21 protein-coding genes and 1 tRNA gene are annotated in these 22,756 nt (G+C 47.2%); 4 read left to right on the top strand and 18 right to left on the bottom strand.

Annotated features, from left to right (window positions below):
- Positions 1 to 76: 76 nt before the first annotated feature.
- The 3 genes from ACLTL4_RS04030 to ACLTL4_RS04040 all read left to right on the top strand — a co-directional run bounded on the left by ACLTL4_RS04030 (position 77) and on the right by ACLTL4_RS04040 (position 4,800).
- Positions 77 to 2,461 carry an endonuclease MutS2 gene (locus tag ACLTL4_RS04030; protein ID WP_412320261.1) on the top strand — a complete coding sequence of 795 codons (2,385 nt, stop codon included), beginning with the start codon at positions 77 to 79 and terminating at the stop codon, positions 2,459 to 2,461.
- 219 nt (positions 2,462 to 2,680) lie between these two features.
- Complete coding sequence (locus tag ACLTL4_RS04035; RefSeq protein WP_022119185.1) at positions 2,681 to 3,385, top strand: response regulator transcription factor; 705 nt, start codon at positions 2,681 to 2,683, stop codon at positions 3,383 to 3,385.
- Positions 3,382 to 4,800 carry an ATP-binding protein gene (locus ACLTL4_RS04040; RefSeq protein ID WP_412291186.1) on the top strand — a complete coding sequence of 473 codons (1,419 nt, stop codon included), beginning with the start codon at positions 3,382 to 3,384 and terminating at the stop codon, positions 4,798 to 4,800. The genes ACLTL4_RS04035 and ACLTL4_RS04040 overlap by 4 nt, the downstream gene beginning before the upstream one ends.
- A 201-nt stretch (positions 4,801 to 5,001) precedes the next feature.
- Here ACLTL4_RS04040 and ACLTL4_RS04045 read toward each other — a convergent pair whose 3' ends face one another.
- From ACLTL4_RS04045 to ACLTL4_RS04075, 7 genes are all read right to left on the bottom strand, one after another.
- A complete protein-coding gene (locus ACLTL4_RS04045) occupies positions 5,002 to 5,505 on the bottom strand; it encodes a tRNA (cytidine(34)-2'-O)-methyltransferase (RefSeq protein ID WP_022119183.1) in 504 nt (167 codons plus the stop codon).
- Positions 5,505 to 6,677 (bottom strand): pyridoxal phosphate-dependent aminotransferase, encoded by a 1,173-nt coding sequence (locus ACLTL4_RS04050; protein ID WP_022119182.1) that lies wholly within the window; start codon positions 6,675 to 6,677, stop codon positions 5,505 to 5,507. The genes ACLTL4_RS04045 and ACLTL4_RS04050 overlap by 1 nt, the downstream gene beginning before the upstream one ends.
- Positions 6,674 to 7,156 carry an Lrp/AsnC family transcriptional regulator gene (locus ACLTL4_RS04055; protein WP_022119181.1) on the bottom strand — a complete coding sequence of 161 codons (483 nt, stop codon included), beginning with the start codon at positions 7,154 to 7,156 and terminating at the stop codon, positions 6,674 to 6,676. Before ACLTL4_RS04055 ends, ACLTL4_RS04050 begins: the two co-directional genes overlap by 4 nt.
- Before the next feature lie 14 nt (positions 7,157 to 7,170).
- Entirely contained in the window at positions 7,171 to 7,695 is a 525-nt protein-coding gene (locus ACLTL4_RS04060) for an AIR synthase-related protein (RefSeq protein WP_412320262.1), read from the bottom strand.
- A 24-nt stretch (positions 7,696 to 7,719) separates the two neighbouring features.
- Complete coding sequence (locus ACLTL4_RS04065; RefSeq protein ID WP_412320263.1) at positions 7,720 to 9,363, bottom strand: VanW family protein; 1,644 nt, start codon at positions 9,361 to 9,363, stop codon at positions 7,720 to 7,722.
- Between the two features lie 151 nt (positions 9,364 to 9,514).
- Positions 9,515 to 10,234, bottom strand: a complete 720-nt coding sequence (locus ACLTL4_RS04070) for a PolC-type DNA polymerase III (protein ID WP_412291189.1) — start codon at positions 10,232 to 10,234, stop codon at positions 9,515 to 9,517.
- Positions 10,231 to 11,973 carry a B12-binding domain-containing radical SAM protein gene (locus ACLTL4_RS04075; RefSeq protein WP_412320264.1) on the bottom strand — a complete coding sequence of 581 codons (1,743 nt, stop codon included), beginning with the start codon at positions 11,971 to 11,973 and terminating at the stop codon, positions 10,231 to 10,233. The genes ACLTL4_RS04070 and ACLTL4_RS04075 overlap by 4 nt, the downstream gene beginning before the upstream one ends.
- A gap of 299 nt (positions 11,974 to 12,272) precedes the next feature.
- Here ACLTL4_RS04075 and ACLTL4_RS04080 point away from each other — a divergent pair.
- Positions 12,273 to 12,345: transfer RNA gene (locus ACLTL4_RS04080), tRNA-Gly, on the top strand.
- Between the two features lie 211 nt (positions 12,346 to 12,556).
- On the opposite strand, the gene ACLTL4_RS04085 is transcribed toward ACLTL4_RS04080, so the two are convergent.
- The 11 genes from ACLTL4_RS04085 to ACLTL4_RS04135 form a co-directional block, all read right to left on the bottom strand.
- On the bottom strand, positions 12,557 to 14,659 hold the full coding sequence (locus ACLTL4_RS04085) for a glycoside hydrolase family 13 protein (protein WP_412320265.1): 2,103 nt from the start codon (positions 14,657 to 14,659) through the stop codon (positions 12,557 to 12,559).
- A gap of 339 nt (positions 14,660 to 14,998) precedes the next feature.
- Complete coding sequence (gene ftsH / locus ACLTL4_RS04090; RefSeq protein ID WP_201887639.1) at positions 14,999 to 16,810, bottom strand: ATP-dependent zinc metalloprotease FtsH; 1,812 nt, start codon at positions 16,808 to 16,810, stop codon at positions 14,999 to 15,001.
- A gap of 15 nt (positions 16,811 to 16,825) precedes the next feature.
- Entirely contained in the window at positions 16,826 to 17,347 is a 522-nt protein-coding gene (gene hpt / locus ACLTL4_RS04095) for a hypoxanthine phosphoribosyltransferase (protein ID WP_412291193.1), read from the bottom strand.
- A 1-nt stretch (position 17,348) separates the two neighbouring features.
- Positions 17,349 to 18,752 (bottom strand): tRNA lysidine(34) synthetase TilS, encoded by a 1,404-nt coding sequence (gene tilS, locus ACLTL4_RS04100; RefSeq protein ID WP_412320266.1) that lies wholly within the window; start codon positions 18,750 to 18,752, stop codon positions 17,349 to 17,351.
- A 9-nt stretch (positions 18,753 to 18,761) separates the two neighbouring features.
- Complete coding sequence (locus ACLTL4_RS04105; RefSeq protein ID WP_412320267.1) at positions 18,762 to 20,246, bottom strand: SpoIIE family protein phosphatase; 1,485 nt, start codon at positions 20,244 to 20,246, stop codon at positions 18,762 to 18,764.
- Between the two features lie 151 nt (positions 20,247 to 20,397).
- Complete coding sequence (locus ACLTL4_RS04110) at positions 20,398 to 20,712, bottom strand: FtsB family cell division protein (protein WP_022118005.1); 315 nt, start codon at positions 20,710 to 20,712, stop codon at positions 20,398 to 20,400.
- A gap of 22 nt (positions 20,713 to 20,734) precedes the next feature.
- The gene (gene yabQ / locus ACLTL4_RS04115; RefSeq protein WP_412320268.1) at positions 20,735 to 21,181 is read right to left on the bottom strand and encodes a spore cortex biosynthesis protein YabQ; all 447 of its coding nucleotides are present in this window, start codon (positions 21,179 to 21,181) and stop codon (positions 20,735 to 20,737) included.
- The gene (yabP, locus tag ACLTL4_RS04120; protein WP_022118003.1) at positions 21,181 to 21,468 is read right to left on the bottom strand and encodes a sporulation protein YabP; all 288 of its coding nucleotides are present in this window, start codon (positions 21,466 to 21,468) and stop codon (positions 21,181 to 21,183) included. Before yabP ends, yabQ begins: the two co-directional genes overlap by 1 nt.
- Before the next feature lie 82 nt (positions 21,469 to 21,550).
- Positions 21,551 to 21,790, bottom strand: a complete 240-nt coding sequence (locus ACLTL4_RS04125) for an RNA-binding S4 domain-containing protein (protein ID WP_022118002.1) — start codon at positions 21,788 to 21,790, stop codon at positions 21,551 to 21,553.
- Between the two features lie 79 nt (positions 21,791 to 21,869).
- On the bottom strand, positions 21,870 to 22,199 hold the full coding sequence (locus tag ACLTL4_RS04130) for an HU family DNA-binding protein (RefSeq protein WP_173866135.1): 330 nt from the start codon (positions 22,197 to 22,199) through the stop codon (positions 21,870 to 21,872).
- A gap of 47 nt (positions 22,200 to 22,246) precedes the next feature.
- Entirely contained in the window at positions 22,247 to 22,756 is a 510-nt protein-coding gene (locus ACLTL4_RS04135) for a MazG nucleotide pyrophosphohydrolase domain-containing protein (protein ID WP_022118000.1), read from the bottom strand.

The raw sequence follows: 22,756 nt of genomic DNA on the forward strand, positions 1-22,756 counted from the left end.
AGAATTGTGGGAGTACGAAGTACGGAACAATTCGTATGGCATCTTTTGTTACACATCACTACAAGAGGTATGCTATATGAACCCAAAGGCTTTAAAAACTTTAGAATATAATAAAATCATTGACAAACTCACAGAATTTGCCGGTTCGGCACTTGCAAAAGAGATGTGCCGCAATCTGCAGCCATCCACGGATCTGTACGAGATTCAGGCTCTCCAGAAGGAGACAAGCGATGCCCTTTCCCGTATTTATCAGAAAGGTGCGGTATCGTTCCGCGGCGTCCGCGACATCCGCGGCTCCATCAAGCGTCTGGAGATCGGTGCGATCATCGGTATCAATGAACTGCTTTCGATCTGCAGTCTTCTTGATGTCTGCAGCAAGGTAAAGGCTTATTCCAGAAATGACCGTGATCCTGATTTTGAGGATTCTCTGGAAGCTATGTTTCAGGCACTGCAGCCTCTGACACCGGTTTCTTCCGAGATCCGCAGATGTATCGCCTCGGAGGAGGAATTAAATGACGATGCCAGTCCTGCACTGTTCAAGATCCGCCGCTCCATGCGTCAGATCAACGACAAGGTCCACGCTCAGCTCCAGACGATGGTAAATGGCTCCGCCCGCACCTACTTGCAGGATGCGGTTGTCACCATGCGAAACGGACGCTACTGTATCCCGGTCAAAGCAGAGCACCGCGGACAGATTCCGGGCATGATCCATGATCAGTCCTCCACCGGTTCTACCCTGTTTGTGGAGCCGATGGCTGTCATCAAACTGAACAATGACCTGCGTGAACTGGAATTAAAAGAAGAAAAAGAAATCGAGATGATCCTTGCCACCTTAAGTGCCAGATGTGGTGAAGAAACCGAAGCTCTGCGTGATGACCTGGATCTTCTGACAAAACTGGATTTTATTTTTGCCAGAGCACAGCTCTCCCGCTCAATGAACGGCACACAGCCGGATTTCAACGAGGAAGGCCGTATCCTCATCAAAAAAGGAAGACATCCGCTTCTCGATAAAAAGAAAGTCGTTCCGATCGACATTCAGCTCGGTAAGGATTTTGAACTGCTGATCATCACCGGTCCGAATACCGGCGGTAAAACCGTTTCCCTGAAAACAGTCGGACTTTTTACCCTGATGGGACAGGCCGGACTGCATATCCCGGCATTTGACCACTCAGAGCTTTCCGTATTTCACGAAGTTTTTGCGGATATCGGCGATGAGCAGAGCATTGAGCAGAGTCTCAGTACTTTTTCCGCCCATATGACAAATACGGTATCGATCTTAAAAGAAGCGGATGACCGTTCGCTCGTGTTGTTCGATGAGCTTGGTGCCGGAACCGATCCGACCGAAGGTGCAGCCCTTGCGATCGCGATCCTTTCCAACCTGCATCGCCGCGGTTCCCGCGTTATGGCAACCACGCACTACAGCGAATTAAAGGTGTTTGCACTTTCCACACCGGGCGTGGAAAACGGCTGCTGCGAGTTTGATGTGGAAACTCTGCGTCCGACTTACCGGCTGCTGATCGGTGTTCCGGGTAAAAGTAATGCTTTTGCGATTTCTCAGAAACTTGGTCTGTCACAGGACATTATCGAGGAAGCAAAAACACATTTGACCAAACAGGATGAAGATTTTGAAGATTTACTTGCTGATCTGGAGCAAAAACGTGTTACAATAGAACAGGAACGTGACCAGATCAATTCCTATAAAGAAGAGATCCGCGAATTAAAGCAGCGTCTTGAATCCAAACAGGAAAAACTGGACTTAAGCCGCGACAAGATTCTCCGTGAAGCAAATGAGCAGGCACGCAACATTTTGCAGGAAGCCAAAGATTATGCCGATACTACGATCCGCAATTTCCAGAAATATGGAAAGGCTGCCGGCGTGTCTGCCAAAGACATGGAAAAGGAACGCGGCAAACTACGTGAGAAAATGTCCACAGTTGACAAAAAGCTTTCTGCGAAGAATGCAGCTCCGAAAAAATCGCATAAACAGCTTACCGCCAAAGATCTGCGCATCGGCGACAGCATAAAGGTACTGAGCCTGAACCTCAAAGGTACGGTCAGCACGCTGCCGGATGCAAAAGGCAACCTGTTTGTTCAGATGGGAATCCTGCGTTCTCAGGTAAACATCCGGGATCTGGAAAAACTGGATGATACCGTGATCACCGGAGGCAATTTCAGCAAGACCGGTTCCGGCAAGATCAAAATGTCCAAATCGGCATCTGTCAGCACAGAGATCAATCTGCTTGGAAAGACCGTTGACGAGGCGATCATGGAGCTGGATAAATATCTTGACGATGCTTACATTGCCCACCTTCCTTCCGTCCGTATCGTACACGGAAAAGGTACCGGTGCACTTCGAAAAGGTGTTCACAATTATCTCCGCCGCCAGAAGCATGTCAAGAGCTATCGCCTTGGCGAATTCGGCGAGGGTGATGCCGGAGTTACGATCGTGGAGTTCAAATAAAACTGTTAAAATCAATAATGCCTTAAGAATTGTTCCGTACTTCGTACTCTCACAATTCTATCCGACATTCGCATATCGTGAAGCTTACGCTCCACTTTTATGCTCATATCGGTGCAGGTCATTAAGCCATAAAACCACTCCTGTGCAAGCACATCGTGGTTTCAGGCTTTTGACCTTAGCATTATTAAATATTATTTAAAAACATGAGGAGTATATATTATGGTAAACAGACAAAAGATTATGATTGTTGATGATGATGAGAACATTGCAGAGCTGATCTCTTTGTATCTCACCAAAGAGTGTTTTAACACGCGAATTGTTCACGACGGCGAAAGTGCCATGCGTGAATTTGATACTTACGGACCGAATTTGGTTCTGCTGGATCTGATGCTTCCGGGCATGGACGGCTATCAGGTATGCCGCGAACTGCGTCAGCGTTCTTCCGTGCCGATCATCATTCTGTCTGCAAAGGGTGAGGTGTTTGACAAGGTACTCGGTCTGGAACTTGGTGCAGATGATTACATGATCAAACCGTTTGATTCCAAAGAGCTGGTTGCCAGAGTCAAAGCGGTTCTCCGCCGTTTCCAGCCAGAGAAATCTTCCAGTTCACAGAATTCCGGCAAGATCGTGGAATACCCGGATCTGATCGTAAATCAGACCAACTATTCTGTTATCTATAAAGGATCTACCGTTGACATGCCGCCAAAAGAACTGGAACTGCTCTATTTCCTGGCTTCTTCACCAAACCAGGTTTTCACAAGAGAACAGCTGCTGGATCACATCTGGGGCTATGAATACATCGGCGATACCCGTACGGTTGACGTACATATCAAACGTCTCCGGGAAAAGATCAAAGGAAATGATTCCTGGGCACTGACCACCGTATGGGGTATCGGCTATAAATTTGAGGTTAAAAATATATGAAACGCAGACTTTACCAAAAACTCATTCTGGCATGGATCTGTTTCGCCGTACTGAGTTTTGTATCCGTAGCTGGTATCACTTCTTCGCTTGTGGAAAAGCATCTGATCAAAAACAGGACAGAAGGCATGTACCGCGAAGCAAATGTGATCGCTGCCGGAAGGCTCGCACAGAATTACACCGAGCGGGCTTCTTTGCAGGACACCTACACGAACCTGCTGGCCGTCGCCTCTTACCAGTCCATGCGGCTCTGGCTGATGGACAGTAATGGCAAGATCCTGATCGATACGGCTGTCGGCTATGATCAGTCAAAGATCACGCAGCTGGATTCTTTTGATCCGGCATCCCTGTCCGGCAATTATTATCAAACCGGTCGCTTTTTTGACTATTTTGATGAAGATATGCTCAGTGTGGTCGCACCGATCACATCCAACTACATCACGAAAGGCTACATTGCAGTCCATTATGAAAAGAACAAACTGGAAACGGAGAAAAATTCCATTCTCAACTGTTCCTACATCACACTGGCTATGATCCTGGCTCTTTCTCTGATCGTATTGATTACATTTACATTTGTAGTATATTTTCCGATCCGCCGCATCATACACGGAGCAGATGAATATGCCGCCGGCAACCTGAACTACAAGATCCCGGTCGAATCCAACGATGAAATCGGTTACCTTGCCGCTTCTATGAATTATATGGCAGGCGAGCTGAACAACTCCGGCGAAAGCCAGCGAAAATTTATTTCCAACATTTCGCATGATTTCCGTTCTCCGCTTACTTCCATCAAAGGGTACGTAGAAGCCATGCTGGACGGCACGATCCCACCGGAAATGCAGGAGCGATACCTCAATGTCGTTCTCTCAGAAACAAACCGTCTGACCAAGCTCACAAAAGGACTGCTGACTCTCAACAACTTCGATGATAAGGGAACGTACCTGGAACTTGCAGATTTCGACATCAATGCGATCATCCGCCAGACTGTGGAAACCTTCCGCAGCCTGTGCTGGGACAAACACATTTCTTTCCATCTTACGTTCGAAGAAGAGTCACTGTACGTCAATGCCGATGTCGGAAAGATCCAGCAGGTTCTCTATAATCTGATCGACAACGCCGTAAAATTCAGTCATCCGGATTCTCTGATCTACATCTCTTCTCTGGAAAAACACGGAAAAGTCTTTGTATCCGTAAAAGATACCGGCGAAGGCATCGCAAAGGACAGCTTAAATAAAATCTGGGAGCGTTTCTATAAGAGCGATCCATCCAGAGGAAAAGATAAAAAAGGCACCGGACTTGGCCTTTCGATCGTCAAAGAAATCATCCAGGCCCACGGTGAAAATATCAACGTTGTCAGCACGCAGGGCGTAGGAACCGAGTTTACGTTTACACTGCCATGCAGCAAAAACAAAAAGTGACGGGAATTTTGTAAATGTGCAAATGAACGTTGCAAAAATAGTTTTGTAAAAAATAGTACGCCATGATGATTCGAAAACAATCTCACGACGGAAGCCTCGCTACCGTCAGAGCGATTTGTTTTCGAATTCATCATGGCTGTATTATTTTACGCACTATGTTTTTCAATGCATTTCGTTTGCAGATTAAGAAAACCTCCGCAGCTATCCCTTCCAGTGCAGCCGGTGCAGGTCGCCTTCCAGCTGCATATGATCGAAGTGGTTCTGGCGAAGTGCCTCATAAAGCACGATCGCCACAGAATTGCCAAGATTCAGGGAGCGGATATCATTGATCATCGGGATACGGATCGCCGTCTCCTGATTCTCTACCAGAATTTCTTCCGGGATCCCGGCACTTTCTTTTCCGAACATAATGTAACAATCCGGCTCATAGGCCACTTCCGTGTAGGTTTTTTTTGCCTTGGTCGTCGCCATATAGATCTTGGCTCCCGGATTCTTCTCCAGAAAGTCCGCATAATCAATGTAAGTAGTCACATCGAGATCTTTCCAGTAATCCATCCCGGCTCTCTTTAATGCCTTTTCGTTTAAGCGGAAGCCAAGCGGCTCGATCAGATGCAGTCTTGTCCCGGTTGCCACACAGGTTCTGCCTATATTTCCGGTGTTTGCCGGAATCTCCGGCTCAAAGAGCACGATATTCAGCTTTGCCATTATCTGCTGCCCTCTTCTTTCAGTCTCTTCACGAAATCTGCCATGCGGTCCAGTGCTTTCTTAAGATCTTCCAGTGAATAAGCATAGGAAATTCGCAGGTACCCTTCGCCACACTCACCAAATGCACTTCCCGGAACGACAGCGACCTTCTCCTCTTTCAGCAGTCTGGATGCAAACTCATCGGAAGTCATGCCAAACTCTTTGATGCATGGGAATGCATAGAAAGCTCCAAGCGGCTCAAAGCACGGCAGTCCCATCTCTGCAAATGCATGCAGCAGATAACGTCTTCTGCCATTGTAGGATTCACGCATTTTGATCACATCATCATCGCCGTTTCTCAGTGCTTCTACGGCTGCATACTGGCTGTTGGTCGGAGCACACATGATCGCAAACTGATGTACCTTTGTCATCTGCTTGATGATCTCCCTTGGTCCGCACGCATAGCCAAGTCTCCATCCTGTCATTGCGTAAGCCTTAGAAAATCCGTTCATGGTGATCGTGCGTTCTTTCATGCCCGGCAGACTTGCGATCGATACATGATCTCCTGCGTAGGTCAGCTCAGAATAAATCTCATCAGAAAGCACGTAAATATCGTGGCGGATGATCACTTCTGCGATCGCTTCGAGATCTTCTCTTGTCATAACCGCACCGGTCGGATTGTTCGGGAACGGCAGTACCAGAAGTTTTGTCTTATCGGTGATCGCATCCTCCAGCTCCTGTGCCGTTAAACGGAACTCATTCTCTGCTTTCAGGTTGATGACAACCGGAACACCGTCCGCTAAAACAGCACACGGCAGATAAGATACAAAACTTGGCTGCGGAATCAGCACTTCATCGCCCGGATTTAACAGTACACGCATCGCAAGGTCGATCGCCTCACTTCCGCCTACGGTGATCAGCGTCTCGTCGATCGTATAGTCAACTTTGCATCTGCGGCTTAAATATCTGCAGATCTCCTCTCGCAGCTCTTTTAAACCTGCATTGGATGTGTAGAAAGTACGTCCTCTCTCCAGACTGTAGATACCCTCATCACGGATATGCCACGGCGTATCAAAATCCGGTTCTCCCACACCAAGCGAAATGACATCGTCCATCTCGCTTACAATATCAAAAAATTTTCTGATTCCGGAAGGCTGAAGCCCCAGAACTTTATCGGAAATTACATTTTTCATGGTGTCACCAGCATCCTTTCATCTTTGCTTTTCTTTGTAAAAATCGTTCCGTGATCTTTATATTTTTTCAGGATGAAATGAGTAGCTGTACTTAAAACAGAATCCAGTGTGGAAAGCTTGTCAGAAACAAATCCTGATACCTGTTTCAGAGTCTTTCCTTCCAGAATGACCATCAGATCATAGGCACCGGAGATCAGATATACGCTTCTTACCTCCGGATAATTATAAATACGCTCTGCGATGGAATCAAATCCCTGTCCACGCATCGGAGTGACACGCACTTCGATCAGAGCGGTTACTTTCTCATCGGAAACCTTTTCCCAGTCAATCAGTGTGTGATAACCGCAGATAACCTTTTCCTCTTCCATCTTTGCGATCTCATTCATGATCGTTACTTCATCGCTGCCAAGTAAAACAGCCAGTTCTTTCGGATCAATACGGCTGTTCTTTTCTAAAAATGTCAATATCTGTTCTCTCATTTTTAAGCCTCCTTCTAATCGAACACCTTTTCCAGTTCCTCCTTCTGAGGACGGTCCAGGTATCTCTTTTTTCCCTGATTATAAATGATACGGTCATTGCCATCGTTCGTTCTTCCGATCACGGCTGCGTGAATCCCTTCACGTTCCAGCACGGAAACCAGCCCGAATCCGTCTTCCACTGCCACAAGAAGTGCCCCGGTGGAATCGGTATAGTAGGGATTCAGGTCAAAAAACTCGCAAATCTCCACAGTCTCCTGGCGGATCGATATTTTCCGAAGATCAATTTCCATACCTGCATTTATCTGCTCCAGCATATTCCAGAGCCCGCCTAATACCCCGCCTTTTCCAAGCGGGTAAATGGCGGCAGCACCATATCCTCCTGAGATCTGGTACTCTCGCTCTGTGGACAGATAGCAGGTAAAACCTGCCGCATCACGTATCATCACGGACGGAAAACGGCTGGACAGCTCTTCTGCCCTGCACGAAGCAAGGACGGAAGTGCCTTTTAATGCTATCCATTTTGTCAAAACAAGATCCATAGTTTATATCCTTCTATCAATTTTTTACTCAATAACAGCTCCGTTTGTCGGGTCATCCGGCAGTGCCACATCCGGTGTGGAACTTCCATCTCCACCCTGCGTATTGTCTGCTGCGGAATCGCTCTGTGCCTGTGATTCGCTCTGCTGCTGATCCTGTGCCTGTGATTCACTCTGTGTCTGATCCTGTGCCTGTGACTCACTCTGTGCCTGATTCGCTGTCGCTGTACTTGTCTGTCCGTAATTTCCGTTTATGATCGCCTGAACCTGATCCAGGTCATTGTTTGCGATCGCAGACTGTATCGCCGCTGCCACAGTCGGGTTATCCGTATTTACTCCGACATCATAGCAGACCGGCGTTGCCTGATACGTACTGGAGTTCACCTGTTCTTTTGTCGTCTCACCATTTTCGGTAACATATTTCCACAGAACCGCAGTAAGCCCCTGCAGTGCTCCCTGTGTCTGGCTTAAGTAGCCGACCGGCTGATCCGTGGCATAGAGTGCTACACCATCCGCAGTCGTTGTTCCGGTTGTCTCGCTGACGTATTCTACCGTACGATTTGGATCTCTTGTCTCATGGCCATAGATCGTGAACGTCAGCTCACCGCCGTAAGCATAGCCGGAAATATAAATCGGATAGTCCGTATTATTCGCAAAACGAAGATCCATCAGCCCCTCTGCGATCGCCGCATCTTTGGAAGGATCCACATAAGTAACGATCATGGTATGATTGTGGCGTTCCAGCACTTCCAGTTCTGCATTTAAAACTGCATTGTAAAGTGTTGTGGAAACCTGGCAGATACCGCCGCCGTAACTGTCTACGACTTTTCCGCTCTCATAGGAAGGTGCCAGCTCGTAGCCGTTCTCTTCAGTAAACGGAACGACTGCATCCGTTACGGAGAACTCTTCTCCCGGCATCAGGATATGTCCGTTTAACTTCTCTGCACCTGTCTCTACATTTTTGTTTCTGCCTGTGGTCGATCCGTAGTATGTAGTGGCTGTTCCGAGTACATCAGTGATGCTCGCCAGATCCTCCGTTGTACACTCCGGCTCTTTGATATCGGCCGCCAGCTCGATCGTAGTATTTTTGCCGTCCCAGTCAGTTTTGAGAGATTTCAAAATCTTTTTGACCGATTTCTCCACATTCAGCTCAATTCCATTCTCGCCCTGAACGACTTCAAAAGCACCATTTTCCGTAGAAAGCTGTGCATCGGTCGGTTCCCGGTTGAAGACATCTTCTTTTTCCTCCAGAACTTTCTGGATGCTGCTTCTGTCTACAGAATAATCTATGTCATATTTTCTGGATTCATTCTCCAGATCCTTTTTGTCTTTGTAACGTTTGATGATGTTGCCGGATTTGCCAAGCTCCGCCGCCTCCTGCACAACCTCTTCATTTGCCCAGGAAAGTCCGAGATCTCCCGCACTTACCACGGTCTCCTGATCATCTACTTTTAAGGTAATGTTCGCCGCTTTCGCTTCGCTCATACCATCTTCCACTGCTTTTTTCGCTTCTTCCTGCGTCATCCCGGAGACATCCACGTCTCCGATATATACGCCCTGGCTGATCGTCTGATCAGAATCTTCGGCAGCCATAACCCCTTTCGGCAAAAAAGCAACTGCACCTGTAACAGCCAGTGCTGCCATCAGTCCTAAAACTCCGATTTTTTTCATAATAATCATTTACCTCCATATCACCTGTGTGATACTTTAAAACATTCCAATAACAGCTGCCAGCGTAGGAAGTACCATCGCGATCACGATCAGTACCACAAGAATCCCGGAAAGAATCCGTTTTGTTTTTTTGTCACGAAAATGCATCATATCAATCACCCCTTATCATTTTCCCATACTGTAATATGATTCTGTCTGTAAGCCTGGAAGCCTGACTTCTCGTCAGCAGATCCAGGGCAACATTCGTTTCTATTTTATGATATTTCATCAAATCATTCAAGTAGACTTTTTGTATTTTCGTCGCCGGTGCATCTTTTCTTACCTTATAAGTAAGTTTTTTCGGCTCAAAGTAAGTTTCGTTTTCCTCAGAAAATGCTTCTGCCAGTTTCTGATACAGCCGGCTCGCCGCATCCGCATCGTCGCACGCACGGTGCCATCTCTCCTCCCGGATCTGATAATGATCACACAGATCACCTAACTTCCGGCTTGGCAGTTCCGGCAGAAATTTGCGTGCGATCGCAAGGGTATCGATCGCCATATCCGGGAAGGTTTTCCCCATGTTTGCCGCGTTTTGCTGAAGAAATCCAAAATCAAAGCCTATGTTATGCCCAAGGATCACGGATTGTCCACAGAATTCCAGAAATTCCGGCAATACCGTGTGGATTTCCCTGCCCTGCTGTGCCATTTCGGTCGTGATCCCGGTCAGCTCTGTGACATGCTCCGGAACCGGAAATCCTGGATTTACCATGGCAGTGTAGGTCTCCGTCACTTCCATATCCCGGACTTTCACCGCACCGATCTCCAGGATCGCATCCTTTCTCGGGCTCAGTCCCGTCATTTCCAGGTCAAGTGCCACATAATCTCTTATCATGCCCTTTCCTCTTCCTTCCGTTCCAGAATCCGATACGTTTTTGCATCTTTTGTGAGCGGATCTCGCCTTTTATAATCAAACAGCGTCCATTTTCCCTTCGAATCGACCTCAACGTGCGTCATATTCAGGATCTGTTTCCAGCTGTAGCCTTCGTAGTCTTTCAGATAACGTTTTTCCTCCGCTTCTTTTCTGAAAAATTCCTGGATCTCGCTCTTATATCCTGAAAGATCCGCAGCCCAGGACGGACGGCTCTTGCTCTTTTCCCTCAAGTAAAGATCCATCAGAAGATCATCCTCATATTTCGGTGCATGTTCTTTCTTCACATAGGAAAGAATAAAATCGTGCAAAATATCAAAGCGTCCCATGCGTGAATGTTTCAGGCCGTTCAGCCTGTTTTCTTCATAATATTCTGCCAGTGCCTCGTACATGGCAAACGGTGTGTCAAACTCCGCCTCCAGTGTCCGCATTGTACAGCGGAACTGACAGCTGTTATAGTAAACCTCAACCATCTCTTCTATGCCTTTTAAATAGATGACTTCATCGTAAGTCAGCCAGTTTGTCGATAAAACCTCGTACATAGGGCGTGTATGGTAAACGATCCCGTATTCTCCTGCCTTCTCATGCATTTTTGAGCCTTTTAAGACTTTCAGAAAACCAAGCTGGAACTGCTGCGGCCGCAGGCGGTAGACATCGTTGAAGGATTTTTTGAAGCTCTCCAGATTCTCATACGGCAGCCCGGCGATCAGATCCAGATGCTGATGGATATTTTCGGCACTTGCCACCCGCTGCACTTTCTGTGTAACCATATCAAAATCCATCATACGGTCGATCTCATGGATGGTCTGCATGTTTGTGGACTGCACACCAATCTCGAGCTGGGCAAGTCCCGGCCGGAATGTGGCAAGCAGATCCATTTCTTCTTCATTTAAAATATCTGCCGCAATTTCAAAATGGAAGTTTGTGATGCCATTGTCATGCTCTTTGATGTAACGCCAGATTGCCATGCTGTGTCTGTGATTGCAGTTAAACGTCCGGTCCACAAACTTGACCTGCGGCACTTTATGATCCAGGAAAAACTGCAATTCCTTCTCTACCAGCTCCATGCTTCGAAGCCGCACCCGCTTATCGATCGAAGAAAGGCAATAACTGCACGAAAACGGGCAGCCTCTGCTCGTCTCATAATAGAGAATACGATTCTCAAACGGCATCATATTTTCATATTCTTCATATATAAAAGGAACTTCATCCAGACTGATTGGTGCCTGCGGCAGTCCCTGACTGATCTCCCCTTTCGGGTCCCGCCATACAATACCATGGCACTCGTCCAGTTTGTTCACCGCCTCTTTGCCATATATCTGGTAAAGTCCGGCAAGTTCACAAAAAGTCCGCTCACCCTCGCCTTTCATAATGCCGCGAAATTCCGGATGCTTCGCCAGAAATTTCTCTGCATCATAGGAAACCTCCGGTCCGCCTCCCCAGATTTCCAGATCCGGCAGAACCTTATACAGATCTGCTGCAATATCCTGAACAAATTCCAAATTCCAGATATAGCAGGAAAATGCCACCACATCCGGCTTTCTCTGATAAATATCCATCAGAATATCGTCTCGTCGGTGATTGATCGTATATTCCGTAAGTTCCACCTCAATTCCTCTCTTTGCCGCATAACTTTTCAGGCAGTACACCGCAAGATTGGAATGTATATATTTCGCATTGATTGCGACCAGCAATATTTTCATGCCATCCTCCTGATACAGGCAACTCCCTGCACTTCAAGCCGAACGCCGGACATTACCTGATTTGATTAAACTTCCTGTTCATCCGCTCTCTTCCCCCGGATGTTTTTCAACTAAGTATCACGCAAAGAAATACATCTGTCAAGCGGATTCCGAATTCTCCTTTTGCATCGAATCGTCGCAAAAATTTAAACTTCTTATTTTTTTTGAATTTTTTTAAAATTTCCTGTTGACAAATGCATATTTCTATTGTATTATATGACCTGTGAGTTGCGGAACACAACTTACAAACACAAAGAAATGCGCGAGTGGCTCAGTTGGTGGAGCGCGACCTTGCCAAGGTCGAGGCCGCGGGTTCGAGTCCCGTCTCGCGCTTTTATTTTTTATTCTTTTGCTTTATTGCTTTAATTCATTAAATTACTCATAATACCTGTCATACCTAATCTGAAATCCGCCAGCTTTCCCAAAACCGTATTTTCCGTCTTATCCCGCATTCTTCCCTGACAGCAAAAAAACCCGGGAACCTTTTATCTTAATCAAAAGAAAGGCTTCCGGGTTTTTTATCTTATCAACTGTTTTTATTTTCTTATTCCCCGTGTCGGAGCACAATCCCGGACAGCGGCGGCAATGTCAGTTCAATTTTTCCGCCATGCACTTCTGTAAAGTACTGCTCGGTCGTATAGCCCTGTGCATGCGTCAGCATCAGGCGTTCCATTTTACAGTTATGCTGCGGCACATTTACCTGCCATACAGACAGGGTGATCGTCTGCTCATTCAGATCGTTGTTAAATGCCACAACCATCTGCTCGTCCTGCGAGAATCTTCCATAAGAAAGTACGTTATGTCTCTGCTCCAGGAATTTCAGGGAGCCATGTGTCAGCACAGGACATGCTTTATGGATACGGATCATTTCTTTGTGGAATGTGATCAGGTCGTGATTTTCCTCGCCCCACGGATAGGTCCTGCGGTTGTCCGGATCGGTAAATCCACAGACTCCGGCCTCATCGCCGTAATAGATCGTCGGTGCTCCCGGCCAGGTCATCTGCATCACAACGGCCTCACGCATGACCGCCACGTTGATATCCTGGGAGGCTGCCTCATATCCCAAGTTCGCCACACGCCCTACTTTGTGGTTCGTTCTGGTCAGGAAACGAGAATGGTCATGGTTGGAAAGCTCGTTCATCGCCACCTGAAGCGATGGTGCCAGAAAGCTTGCCATATGATGACGCATTGCTCCGGTAAATGCTGCTTCATTGCCGAGCAGGTCGCCGCGGAACTCATCGCTGTGCTTTTCCATTCCGGTAAAGAACCAGGTCAGTGGCTCCATAAAGGCATCATAATTCATAACGGTATCCCATTCATCACCGCAAAGCCAGGACTTGGCATCGCCGTAATGTTCTGCCAGAATGATCGCATTCGGATTGGCCTCTTTTACGACTTTGCGGAATTCTTTCCAGAACTGATGGTTATATTCATTGGAAAATCCAAGGTCAGCAGCCACATCCAGTCTCCAGCCATCGACATTGAACGGCGGGGAAACCCATTTCTTTCCGATCTCCAGAATATAATCGTGCAGCTTCGGTGACTGCTCATAGCAAAGCTTCGGCAGGGTATCATGTCCCCACCAGCCATCGTAATTCGGGTTGTACGGCCATGCCTGGTCGTTATTGAATTTGAAAAAGCTGCGATAAGGACTGTCTGCGGAAACATAAGCTCCCGGTTCATATCCCTCCTGATTCTCATAAATCTGCTCACGGTCCATCCATTTATTAAAGGAACCGCAGTGGTTGAACACACCGTCCAGGATCACTTTCATGCCCCTGCGGTGAATTTCTTCGACCAGCTGAACAAAAAAGGTGTTACTGGACTCCAGGTTTGCTTTGTCGGTTACTCGTTTGATGTATTTGGAAGCATGGGCATTGATCGTATCCCCGTCCTTCAGAGTCTCGCCACCGTCGCTTACGATCTTTCCATAGTGCGGATCAATGTAATCATAATCCTGGATATCGTATTTATGGTTGGACGGTGAGACAAAGATCGGGTTGAAATAAATAACATCCACGCCAAGATCCTGCAGATAATCCAGCTTGTTCATCACGCCTTGAAGGTCACCGCCGTAAAATTCACGCACGCCCATAAAGGATGGGTTCTTCCGCCAGTCAGTCACCTTCCGGGAGTAGTCGCCGATGTAATAGTACTCGCAGTCTTCGACGGTATTGTTCGTGTCCCCGCTTGAAAAACGATCCACAAAGATCTGGTACATAACAGCACCTTTTGCCCATTCCGGCGTGTGGAAACCCGGTGCGATCGTAAAATCATAGACATCGAGGCGATCCCTGGATACACCGATCTTGTTGTAGAAACATCGGATCTTGCCAGCATGTATCTCAAAAAAATAGTGGATGGATTCTTCCTGCATGACCAGACGGATTTTGAAATAATCAAAATCTCCTTCTGATTTTTCGTATTCCATAGCAAGATGCCTGTCATTGCTTACCAGATATACTTTATCAACATTATCTTTCCAGGTTCGAAAACGTATCGTAACAATGTCGCCCGGATCAGGTTCCATCGGTGTTACATAATTTGCCGTCTCATCGCTGAAAAGTGCATTCGGTTTAAACACAGGACGCATCTGCAGCACATACTGACGAAGCTTATCCTGATATTCTATATTTGCTAAGTTCATATTTTCCTCCTAAGAAGACCAAGAGCGTCTTCACACACCCGGATCACGTTCTTACGGCTCTTTTGCGGTCATTTTAAAGGAAACGCCTGCAAGACGTTCATAACCTGCATTCAAACTGTAGAATTATTACTATCTTACACCATATTTTTCAAATTCACAACGAAATAATCCAGAAAAGGGAAAAAGACAGTTCATATGAACTGTCTTTCTTTGGAGAAGGTATTTCTTCTTATGGGGTGTAGCAAAAACTATATAATGTATTGGGGGTTTTACAAGTAATAATATACCACAGGTACAAATTTAAGTGTGCATAATCTTCACAAAATCTGAAATTATTTTTTATGCATTTTCACCAAAAAGGCTTTCAAACTCTTCCCTGCCAATTTTTTCTTTCTCGATCAGAAGCTGTGCACAGCGATGTAAAACATCCATATGCTCCTGAAGAAGTTCTTTTGCTTTTGCATAAGACTCATCAATGATGTTTTTTACTTCACCGTCGATCAGTGCAGCTGTCTGGTCTGCGTAACCCTTTGTATGTGCCAGGTCGCGTCCGATAAAGACTTCATCGTCATCGCTTCCATAATGGATCAGACCGACTTTGTCCGACATACCGTACTGTGTGACCATGGCTCTTGCCATCTGCGTTGCCTGTTTAATATCCTGGGATGCTCCGGTCGTCACATCGCCAAAGATCAGCTCTTCTGCAACGCGTCCCCCAAAGTCCACGATGATATTCTGCAGCATTTTCTTTTTGCTGTTGAACATCTCATCTTCACCCGGAAGCGGCATCGTATAACCGGCTGCCCCCATTCCGGTCGGGATCACGGAGATCGTATGGACCGGTCCCATATCCGGCAGCACATGGAACAGGATCGCATGACCTGCCTCGTGGTAAGCGGTGATCTTCTTTTCTTTCTCGCTGATGATCCGACTCTTTTTCTCCTCGCCGATGCCGACTTTGATGAAGGCACGGCGGATATCTTCCTGCATGATATAGGCACGTTTTGCCTTTGCCGCATAAATTGCCGCCTCATTCATCAGGTTTTCCAGATCTGCCCCGGTAAATCCTGCGGATGTTCTGGCAATCTCTTTGAGATCTACGTCCTCTCCAAGCGGCTTGTTTTTGATATGGACTGCCAGGATCTCTTCTCTTCCGCGTACATCCGGTCGTCCGACGCCGATCTTGCGGTCGAAACGTCCCGGTCTTAAGATTGCCGGATCGAGGATGTCCACACGGTTTGTCGCCGCCATCACGATGATGCCTTCGTTGTATCCGAAACCATCCATCTCAACGAGCATCTGGTTCAGCGTCTGCTCACGTTCATCGTGACCGCCGCCTACGCCGGCTCCTCGTCTTCTGGCAACTGCATCGATCTCATCGATAAAGATGATACACGGTGCATGAAGTTTCGCCTCGGTAAACATATCACGCACACGGGATGCACCGACACCGACAAACATTTCCACGAAATCGGAACCGGAAATGCTGAAGAACGGAACACCCGCTTCTCCTGCCACGGCTTTCGCCAGCAGGGTCTTACCGGTTCCCGGAGGGCCGACAAGCAGCACACCTTTCGGGATACGTGCTCCGACCTGGAGATATTTTTTCGGTTCTTTCAGGAAATCGACAATCTCCTGCAGATCTTCTTTTTCTTCCTGAAGACCGGCAACATCTTTAAACGTAACTTTGCTGTTGTCCGGCATGGTCAGGGTTGCACGGCTTTTGCCAAAATTCATCATCCGGGCATTGCCTCCCGTCGCCTGACGGCTGCCCATCGTGAAAAAAACCATAAAAATCACACAAATCAGAAGCATCGGCAGTACCGTCGTCATAAAAATGCTCTCTTTTTCAACTGTGACCCTGTATGGAATCTGCTTCTGATCCAGAAGCTCTTCTGCCTTTGTCACATCAGAAACATCAAGTGTCAGATTTTCGCCTTGTTTCATGTGAATAGTAAGTTCTCCTGTCACTCCCTGAGAATTTTGTCTGATCTCTACGCCGCTGACCTTATTCTGTGCGACATATTTCTGGAACTGTGAATAGGTGACTCCTGTATTCTCTACGAGGTTGCCCCGGATATAATTGATCCCCAGAACCACAATGATCGCAATAATAACATAGAAGATACTCCCTTTTAGAACATTCTTCAATTCGGGTTCCCCTTTCTACTGCTCTACCACTCCGATGAACGGAAGGTTGCGGTATTTCTGGGCATAATCCAGACCATATCCTACAACAAATTCATCCGGAATGTTGAAAGCAACATAATCTACCTTTACATCTGTCACTCTGCGTTCCGGTTTGTCCAGAAGCGTGCACAGACGGATGCTTGCCGGGTTTCTTTTCTTCAGGATCTCGATCAGATAACTTAAGGTACGTCCGGAATCAATGATATCTTCTACGATCAGGACATCTTTTCCTTCCAGCGGCTCATCCAGGTCTTTGATGATCTTTACGATACCACTTGATTTTGTCTCCGAACCGTAGCTGCTCACGGACATAAAATCGAGAGATACCGGAACGGTGATTCTCTTTGCCAGTTCACAGGTGAAAAATACGCCGCCTTTGAGCACGCAGATCATATGAACGGACTTGCCGGCATAATCTTTGCTGACCTGCTCACCGATTTTTTTGATTTTTTCATTTACTTCTTCTTCTGTCAACAGTACACGAATCTTATCTTCCATTTTAGTTCTCCTTATCTATTTGTATTTGCAGAATCTTTTTTGTACGTTCTGTTACCTTGTATGCCTCACTGATCCGGTATCCGACCACCCAAAGAATATGGGAGCCGTCCGCAATGAGCGGTATCTCATCCCGTCTCTCTCGCAGGATCTTCTCATCAATCATATACCTTTTCAGAGGCTTTGTCCCGCCTTCTGCATGCACACTGAGAGTATCGCCCGCCTGACGCGTACGAATCTCCAGTCTATGGTTTATGGTATCATAATCAAACCATTTTGTACACTTCTTTTGCGGAATTATTTGCTTTTCATAAGAAAAAACATCGGCTGTAATACGAAGATCTCTCCACCCTGTCACACCCGGGATCTGCAAATTTTCTCCCCTGCACTTTGCAGCTTCATTTCCCTTTTTTCTTATTGATCTGTTTTTCTCAAAAACAAGAAATTCATTTTTATTTACGGCACGTATGCCGCCTGGAAGATTTAATGATTTTCCATTCTGACCGGCGGCAAGCTCCAGAAGTGCCCCGATATGCCGGCGGCTGACATCTTTCTGACCGGCGATCATTTTTTCCAGGCAAAATCTTATCAGATATTCCTGCATCAGATGCTCCTGACGGCAGAATCCTTCCCGCTCAAGAAATACTTCTGGCTCCGCTTTTTCCTCATAATGTACGTAACGCTCTGCAAGTTTCTGCACCTGGCTCTGGATATAATCCTCTGCCTCCTGAAGCCGCAGCCCTGCCTGTGCGATATGGCTCGCTGCCTGTCCGTTCACGCCCTGTGCAAGCAGCGGCAGGATCTCCAGGCGGATCCTGTTTCTCGTGTACTCAGTCTGATGGTTCGTCTTATCCGTCCGCCATGTGATCTGACGCCCCCGAAGTGCCGCCTCGATCTCGCTTCTTCTGGTATTTAAAAGCGGGCGGATAATGTTTTCACGCACCGGACGGATCCCGCCAAGTCCTCGAAGACCGCTTCCCCTTGCGAGATTCATCAGAATCGTCTCTGCCTGGTCATCCAGATTATGGGCAACGGCAATCTTGCAGTTTGACCTGCCGCTCTTTTTTGCCGCCTGCTCAAAGGCCTGATAGCGGGCTTTCCGCCCTGCCTCCTCGACCGTCAGGCTGCTTTCCTGTGCCATCTTTTTAATATCACAGGAAACCAGGTGAAACGGTACACCATATTCTTTGCAGAGGTTTTCCACATAGTTCGCATCTGCAAGGCTGTCCTGTCCACGGATCCCATGTTCGATGTGCACAACTTCCATGGAAAACGGGATCTCTTTCTGATATGCAAGCAGTTCAAAGAAAAGGCAGACAGAATCTGCTCCCCCCGAAACTCCGGCAATGACAAAATCTCCCGGCATGATCATCTTCTGTTCTCTGATAAAATTCTGTACCTGTCTCATATATTCTCTCTATCTTCTTCTCATACCGCCCACCAGAACGGTCATATCATCTCTTGCCTGCTGCCTGTCCGACTGCAATACATAGTTCAGCAGAGATCTGGCAAGTTCTTTTGCATTTTCCGTTTCACTTTGCAGAAGATAATCTTTGATCATCTCCTCCGCATCCATCTGCGGCAGGGCATCCATCACGCCATCGGACACCATGACGATATAATCGCCCTCTTCGAGCCGCTTTCTGGTGCACTCATAATCCACATCCTGAAGGATCCCCATCGGCATGCTGGTCGACGTGATCGTCTCAACCCAGTGTTTTCGCTTCAGAAAGGTCGTTGAAGCACCGATTTTTAAGAATTCACAGTCTCCGGTGTAAAGATCTGCCATGCACAGATCCACCGTCGCCGAACTCTGCCCTTCTGTCTGCAAAAGCATCGAACTGTGGATCAGGCGAATCGCCGTCTCTTTGTCAAAACCGCTGCCAAGAAACTGCTCCAGCAGATCGATCACTGCCTCGCTTTCTTTGTATGCCGCAAGACCGGAACCCATCCCGTCTGAAATGCTGAGGATCATCTGACCGTCCGCCGCTGGAAACAGGGAAAAATTGTCACCGGAGATCACTTCTCCGTCCCTGGCGATCCTCGCCACACCGCCGGTCATGTAATACTGTGGTTCCGTATAAAATAAAATGGTACTGTACTCATAATTTACTACGGTTTTCCCCTGTTCATCCGGCATCAGCCTCGTCCCGAACGCTGCAGACAGAAGTCCTGCCACTTCTTTTGTGCGGATGCATCTGCCCTTCTTTGCCGTGCGGAGTGTCACATAGAGCTGTATATTTCTTGGCTGTCGGATACACCAGATATCCTTGAGGATCATCCCGTGCATCCGCAGGCGGATGTCTGCCTGCTGGCGGATACTCCCGTCTACGCGTCTGACATCGCAGATATGCCCCGCCGCCTTCCGTATGATGCACGCCGTCTCATGGAGCTGGTCCGCCGCCGCACTTCTGCTCTCCATCAGGCGATTGTGCCACAGCATATCCATTCTCGCTTTTTCAATCTGATCTGCCACCGCTTCGAAAAAGAAGTCTCCGTGCAGACATTGTTTCTGAAGTGCCTCTTTTCTGCCATTGTTCAGCTCTTTCCCCTGGATAATGCTCTCTGCGATCCGGTTGAATCTGCAGATCCCCGTTTCACTTCCATAGTCCCAGCACTGCGCTGCGGCCGAACAGCTGCGGCAGACGCTCGTCTGCACCCGAAAGAGCACCTCATCCATATCCTGCCCGGAAAGTTCCTCCTTTTTGGTAACCATGCCCTGAAACATCTCGGAAAGCTGTTCGAAAGAATCTGCACAACGCAGCAGCTCGCTTCTCCCAAGCTCGCCCGCCGGCAATGTGATCTCATCCCGGTTCAGCCACTCCATACTGACCACACGGATGATCTCCCACAAAAGCCAGAAGCTGCTGACCATCAGTGTAATAATGATAAAATCCCCCATACTGCCTCCTCACACAGCCTTTTCCACGCTGCTTTAACGGATTCAGTATAGCGAATGGCTCCGGAAAATTTTGTCAAAGGCGGTACGCCTCCAAAAAAAGTTTTCGACAAAAAAGAAAGGAAGCTTATCACGCTGCCTTTCTCCTTTTTCTTTAGTTCTCTTCTGGTTTAAAAATAATCTCATCTTCATAGACCAGACCAAGCTTGTCCTTGGCAACCTGCTCCGCATACTCATCTGTCTGCATATAAGCTTCCAGATCAGCAATGTCCTGCGTGCGGGCTTCTTCTGCATCGATCTTGTTCTGCAGCTGTGCCAGCTCTTCGACATATGCCGCATTTCTCTGATCCATTGTATGGCCTCTCAGCAAAAATACTGCAATCAGCACAACAATCACAGTAGAGATGCCAAGCTTTCCTCTTCTCTGTGCCGCATCTCTCCTTCTGCGTGTCTGTTTTCTTTTTTTCATATACCCTTCCCGACTTTCTGACTTACTTTTTGACTATGACCATTCTAACCTGTTTTATCTTCTTTTTCAATGCTTTCCTGACCATTTTTCTCAATTTTTTGACCGATTTTCCGGCAGGCATCAAAATCAGCCGGAAAAGACCGGCAATCATGCGGGAAAGAAAGCCGAAAAAAGTCGAAAATACGAGAAGGATCCTCCGACTGAGCAGCAAAATATAAAAAAGCATCCCCAGAATCAGTGCCGCCAGCACATACCCCCGGATCTGCCCATAATTCCGATCACGGAACATCAAAAACACAAAAATCCAGGCGAACACCCAGTAAAAAAAGTCTTCTGCTGCGACAAGCCGGCCCCCGTGCGGAAATCCTCTGCGAAACGCACGCAGGATATCGTAGCCCAGCATGATACCTGCTCCTTTTGCAAAGGCCAGCACAAAAAAGAGGGCCTCTGCTGCGATCACCGTGTGCATTACCGGAACAGCCGTCCAAGAAAGGAGGTATCTTTTCCGTTCTCGCCTTTCTGTTCGGAATAAACAAAGCTGTCAATCTTTCCCTCGATATCCACTTCGCCTTTTTCCAGTGTCAGCCGGTTCATATGAAGCTCCTGTCCGCGTATCATCAGCATCCCCTGTGTCGTCTGGAGTACGATCTCATTTAAATCAAAAGAAAGCACATCCGATACCCCGCTGATGGTGCCGCTGTGCCTTCCCTGGATCATTACCCTGTGTGCTGTTCCCTGAGCCTGTTTTTCGTCCATGCCATTCTCCATACACTCTTTGCAAAAGTATATGAAGCTCTGCTTTTGTTTATGCCAGCGTAAAAAAGCTCACATCCGGAAGCTACAGGTATTTATAGAGTTCTGCCGCATTGTCCTTTTTGACTGTCTCCTGCACATCCAGAACTTCTACTTTTACGGCTTTTGTTCCAAACTGGATCTCGATCACATCGCCTGCCTTGACTGCCGCAGATGCTTTTGCCGTTCTTCCGTTGATCAGAACTCTTCCGGCATCACAGGCTTCATTCGCAACAGTACGTCTTTTGATCAGTCTGGAAACCTTTAAAAATTTATCCAGTCTCATAGTCATTTCTCCTTTTGCTGATAAGAAAAAAACTGCCGCAGAAATGTTCCGCGACAGCTGATGATTCCAAATACAGGAATTAGTTGTTGATCATATCTTTCAGTGCTTTGCCTGCTTTGAATTTCGGAGCTTTGGAAGCTGCGATCGTCATCGGTTCACCGCTCTGAGGATTTCTTCCTTCTCTTGCTGCTCTTTCGGATACTTCAAAAGTACCAAAGCCTACCAGCTGTACTTTTTCACCTTTTTTCAGTTCATCTGCAACGATATCTGTGAAAGCTTTCAGTGCCTTTTCTGCATCTTTTTTGGATAATTCTGTCTGTTCAGCGATAGCTGCTACTAATTCTGTCTTATTCATGGACCTTTCCTCCTGTAATTGCTGTTTTGATTCCTGAGAACAAGGCTGCGGCATCCCGTCCGCCCATCGCTTCCGGAACACAACAGCCTTGTTGGCTATGTTTATTTATAATCGTTATCCCCATATTTGTCAAGGGATTTCTGTAAATGTTCTATGATCTGCTGTGTTGCCAGATAAACTGCTCTTTCCTGAGCTTTTTTCTGATCTTCTGCCATACCTGCCTTCTCAATCTGCTTGATCTCCTTCCAGCTGTCAGCATGTCCGCCTAAAAGCTCATAGCTCTCCTCTCCGAAAACATGCGGATGACGGCGGATCATTTTTTCGCTGATGCTCTGCACGACATCATTGATCGTAAAAAGACCTTCTTCTGCTGCGATCTGGCTCTGTATCACAACCTGAAAGAGCATATCTCCAAGCTCTTCGCAGAGATTGGACGCATCTTTTGTCTGCTCATAAAGATCGATCGCCGCCACTGCCTCAGCTGTCTCTGATAGCATATAGGGCTTCAGGCTTTGATGCGTCTGGGAAAGATCCCACGGGCAGCCGCCCTCTTTCTTTCGCAGCATTTCCGTGATCTGACAGAAATCATCAAAATCATATGTTTTTGCCAT

Source organism: Hominisplanchenecus sp., from assembly GCF_046967715.1.
GTDB lineage: Bacteria > Bacillota > Clostridia > Lachnospirales > Lachnospiraceae > Hominisplanchenecus > Hominisplanchenecus faecis.

What these genes read in the sequence shown, in the direction of transcription:
- ACLTL4_RS04030 (WP_412320261.1), top strand. Translation starts at nt 77, where the DNA reads ATGAACCCAAAGGCTTTAAAAACTTTAGAATATAATAAAATCATTGAC.
- ACLTL4_RS04035 (WP_022119185.1), top strand. Translation starts at nt 2,681, where the DNA reads ATGGTAAACAGACAAAAGATTATGATTGTTGATGATGATGAGAACATT.
- ACLTL4_RS04040 (WP_412291186.1), top strand. Translation starts at nt 3,382, where the DNA reads ATGAAACGCAGACTTTACCAAAAACTCATTCTGGCATGGATCTGTTTC.
- ACLTL4_RS04045 (WP_022119183.1), bottom strand. Translation starts at nt 5,505, where the DNA reads ATGGCAAAGCTGAATATCGTGCTCTTTGAGCCGGAGATTCCGGCAAAC.
- ACLTL4_RS04050 (WP_022119182.1), bottom strand. Translation starts at nt 6,677, where the DNA reads ATGAAAAATGTAATTTCCGATAAAGTTCTGGGGCTTCAGCCTTCCGGA.
- ACLTL4_RS04055 (WP_022119181.1), bottom strand. Translation starts at nt 7,156, where the DNA reads ATGAGAGAACAGATATTGACATTTTTAGAAAAGAACAGCCGTATTGAT.
- ACLTL4_RS04060 (WP_412320262.1), bottom strand. Translation starts at nt 7,695, where the DNA reads ATGGATCTTGTTTTGACAAAATGGATAGCATTAAAAGGCACTTCCGTC.
- ACLTL4_RS04065 (WP_412320263.1), bottom strand. Translation starts at nt 9,363, where the DNA reads ATGAAAAAAATCGGAGTTTTAGGACTGATGGCAGCACTGGCTGTTACA.
- ACLTL4_RS04070 (WP_412291189.1), bottom strand. Translation starts at nt 10,234, where the DNA reads ATGATAAGAGATTATGTGGCACTTGACCTGGAAATGACGGGACTGAGC.
- ACLTL4_RS04075 (WP_412320264.1), bottom strand. Translation starts at nt 11,973, where the DNA reads ATGAAAATATTGCTGGTCGCAATCAATGCGAAATATATACATTCCAAT.
- ACLTL4_RS04085 (WP_412320265.1), bottom strand. Translation starts at nt 14,659, where the DNA reads ATGAACTTAGCAAATATAGAATATCAGGATAAGCTTCGTCAGTATGTG.
- hpt (WP_412291193.1), bottom strand. Translation starts at nt 17,347, where the DNA reads ATGGAAGATAAGATTCGTGTACTGTTGACAGAAGAAGAAGTAAATGAA.
- tilS (WP_412320266.1), bottom strand. Translation starts at nt 18,752, where the DNA reads ATGAGACAGGTACAGAATTTTATCAGAGAACAGAAGATGATCATGCCG.
- ACLTL4_RS04105 (WP_412320267.1), bottom strand. Translation starts at nt 20,246, where the DNA reads ATGGGGGATTTTATCATTATTACACTGATGGTCAGCAGCTTCTGGCTT.
- ACLTL4_RS04110 (WP_022118005.1), bottom strand. Translation starts at nt 20,712, where the DNA reads ATGAAAAAAAGAAAACAGACACGCAGAAGGAGAGATGCGGCACAGAGA.
- yabQ (WP_412320268.1), bottom strand. Translation starts at nt 21,181, where the DNA reads ATGCACACGGTGATCGCAGCAGAGGCCCTCTTTTTTGTGCTGGCCTTT.
- yabP (WP_022118003.1), bottom strand. Translation starts at nt 21,468, where the DNA reads ATGGACGAAAAACAGGCTCAGGGAACAGCACACAGGGTAATGATCCAG.
- ACLTL4_RS04125 (WP_022118002.1), bottom strand. Translation starts at nt 21,790, where the DNA reads ATGAGACTGGATAAATTTTTAAAGGTTTCCAGACTGATCAAAAGACGT.
- ACLTL4_RS04130 (WP_173866135.1), bottom strand. Translation starts at nt 22,199, where the DNA reads ATGCCGCAGCCTTGTTCTCAGGAATCAAAACAGCAATTACAGGAGGAA.
- ACLTL4_RS04135 (WP_022118000.1), bottom strand. Translation starts at nt 22,756, where the DNA reads ATGGCAAAAACATATGATTTTGATGATTTCTGTCAGATCACGGAAATG.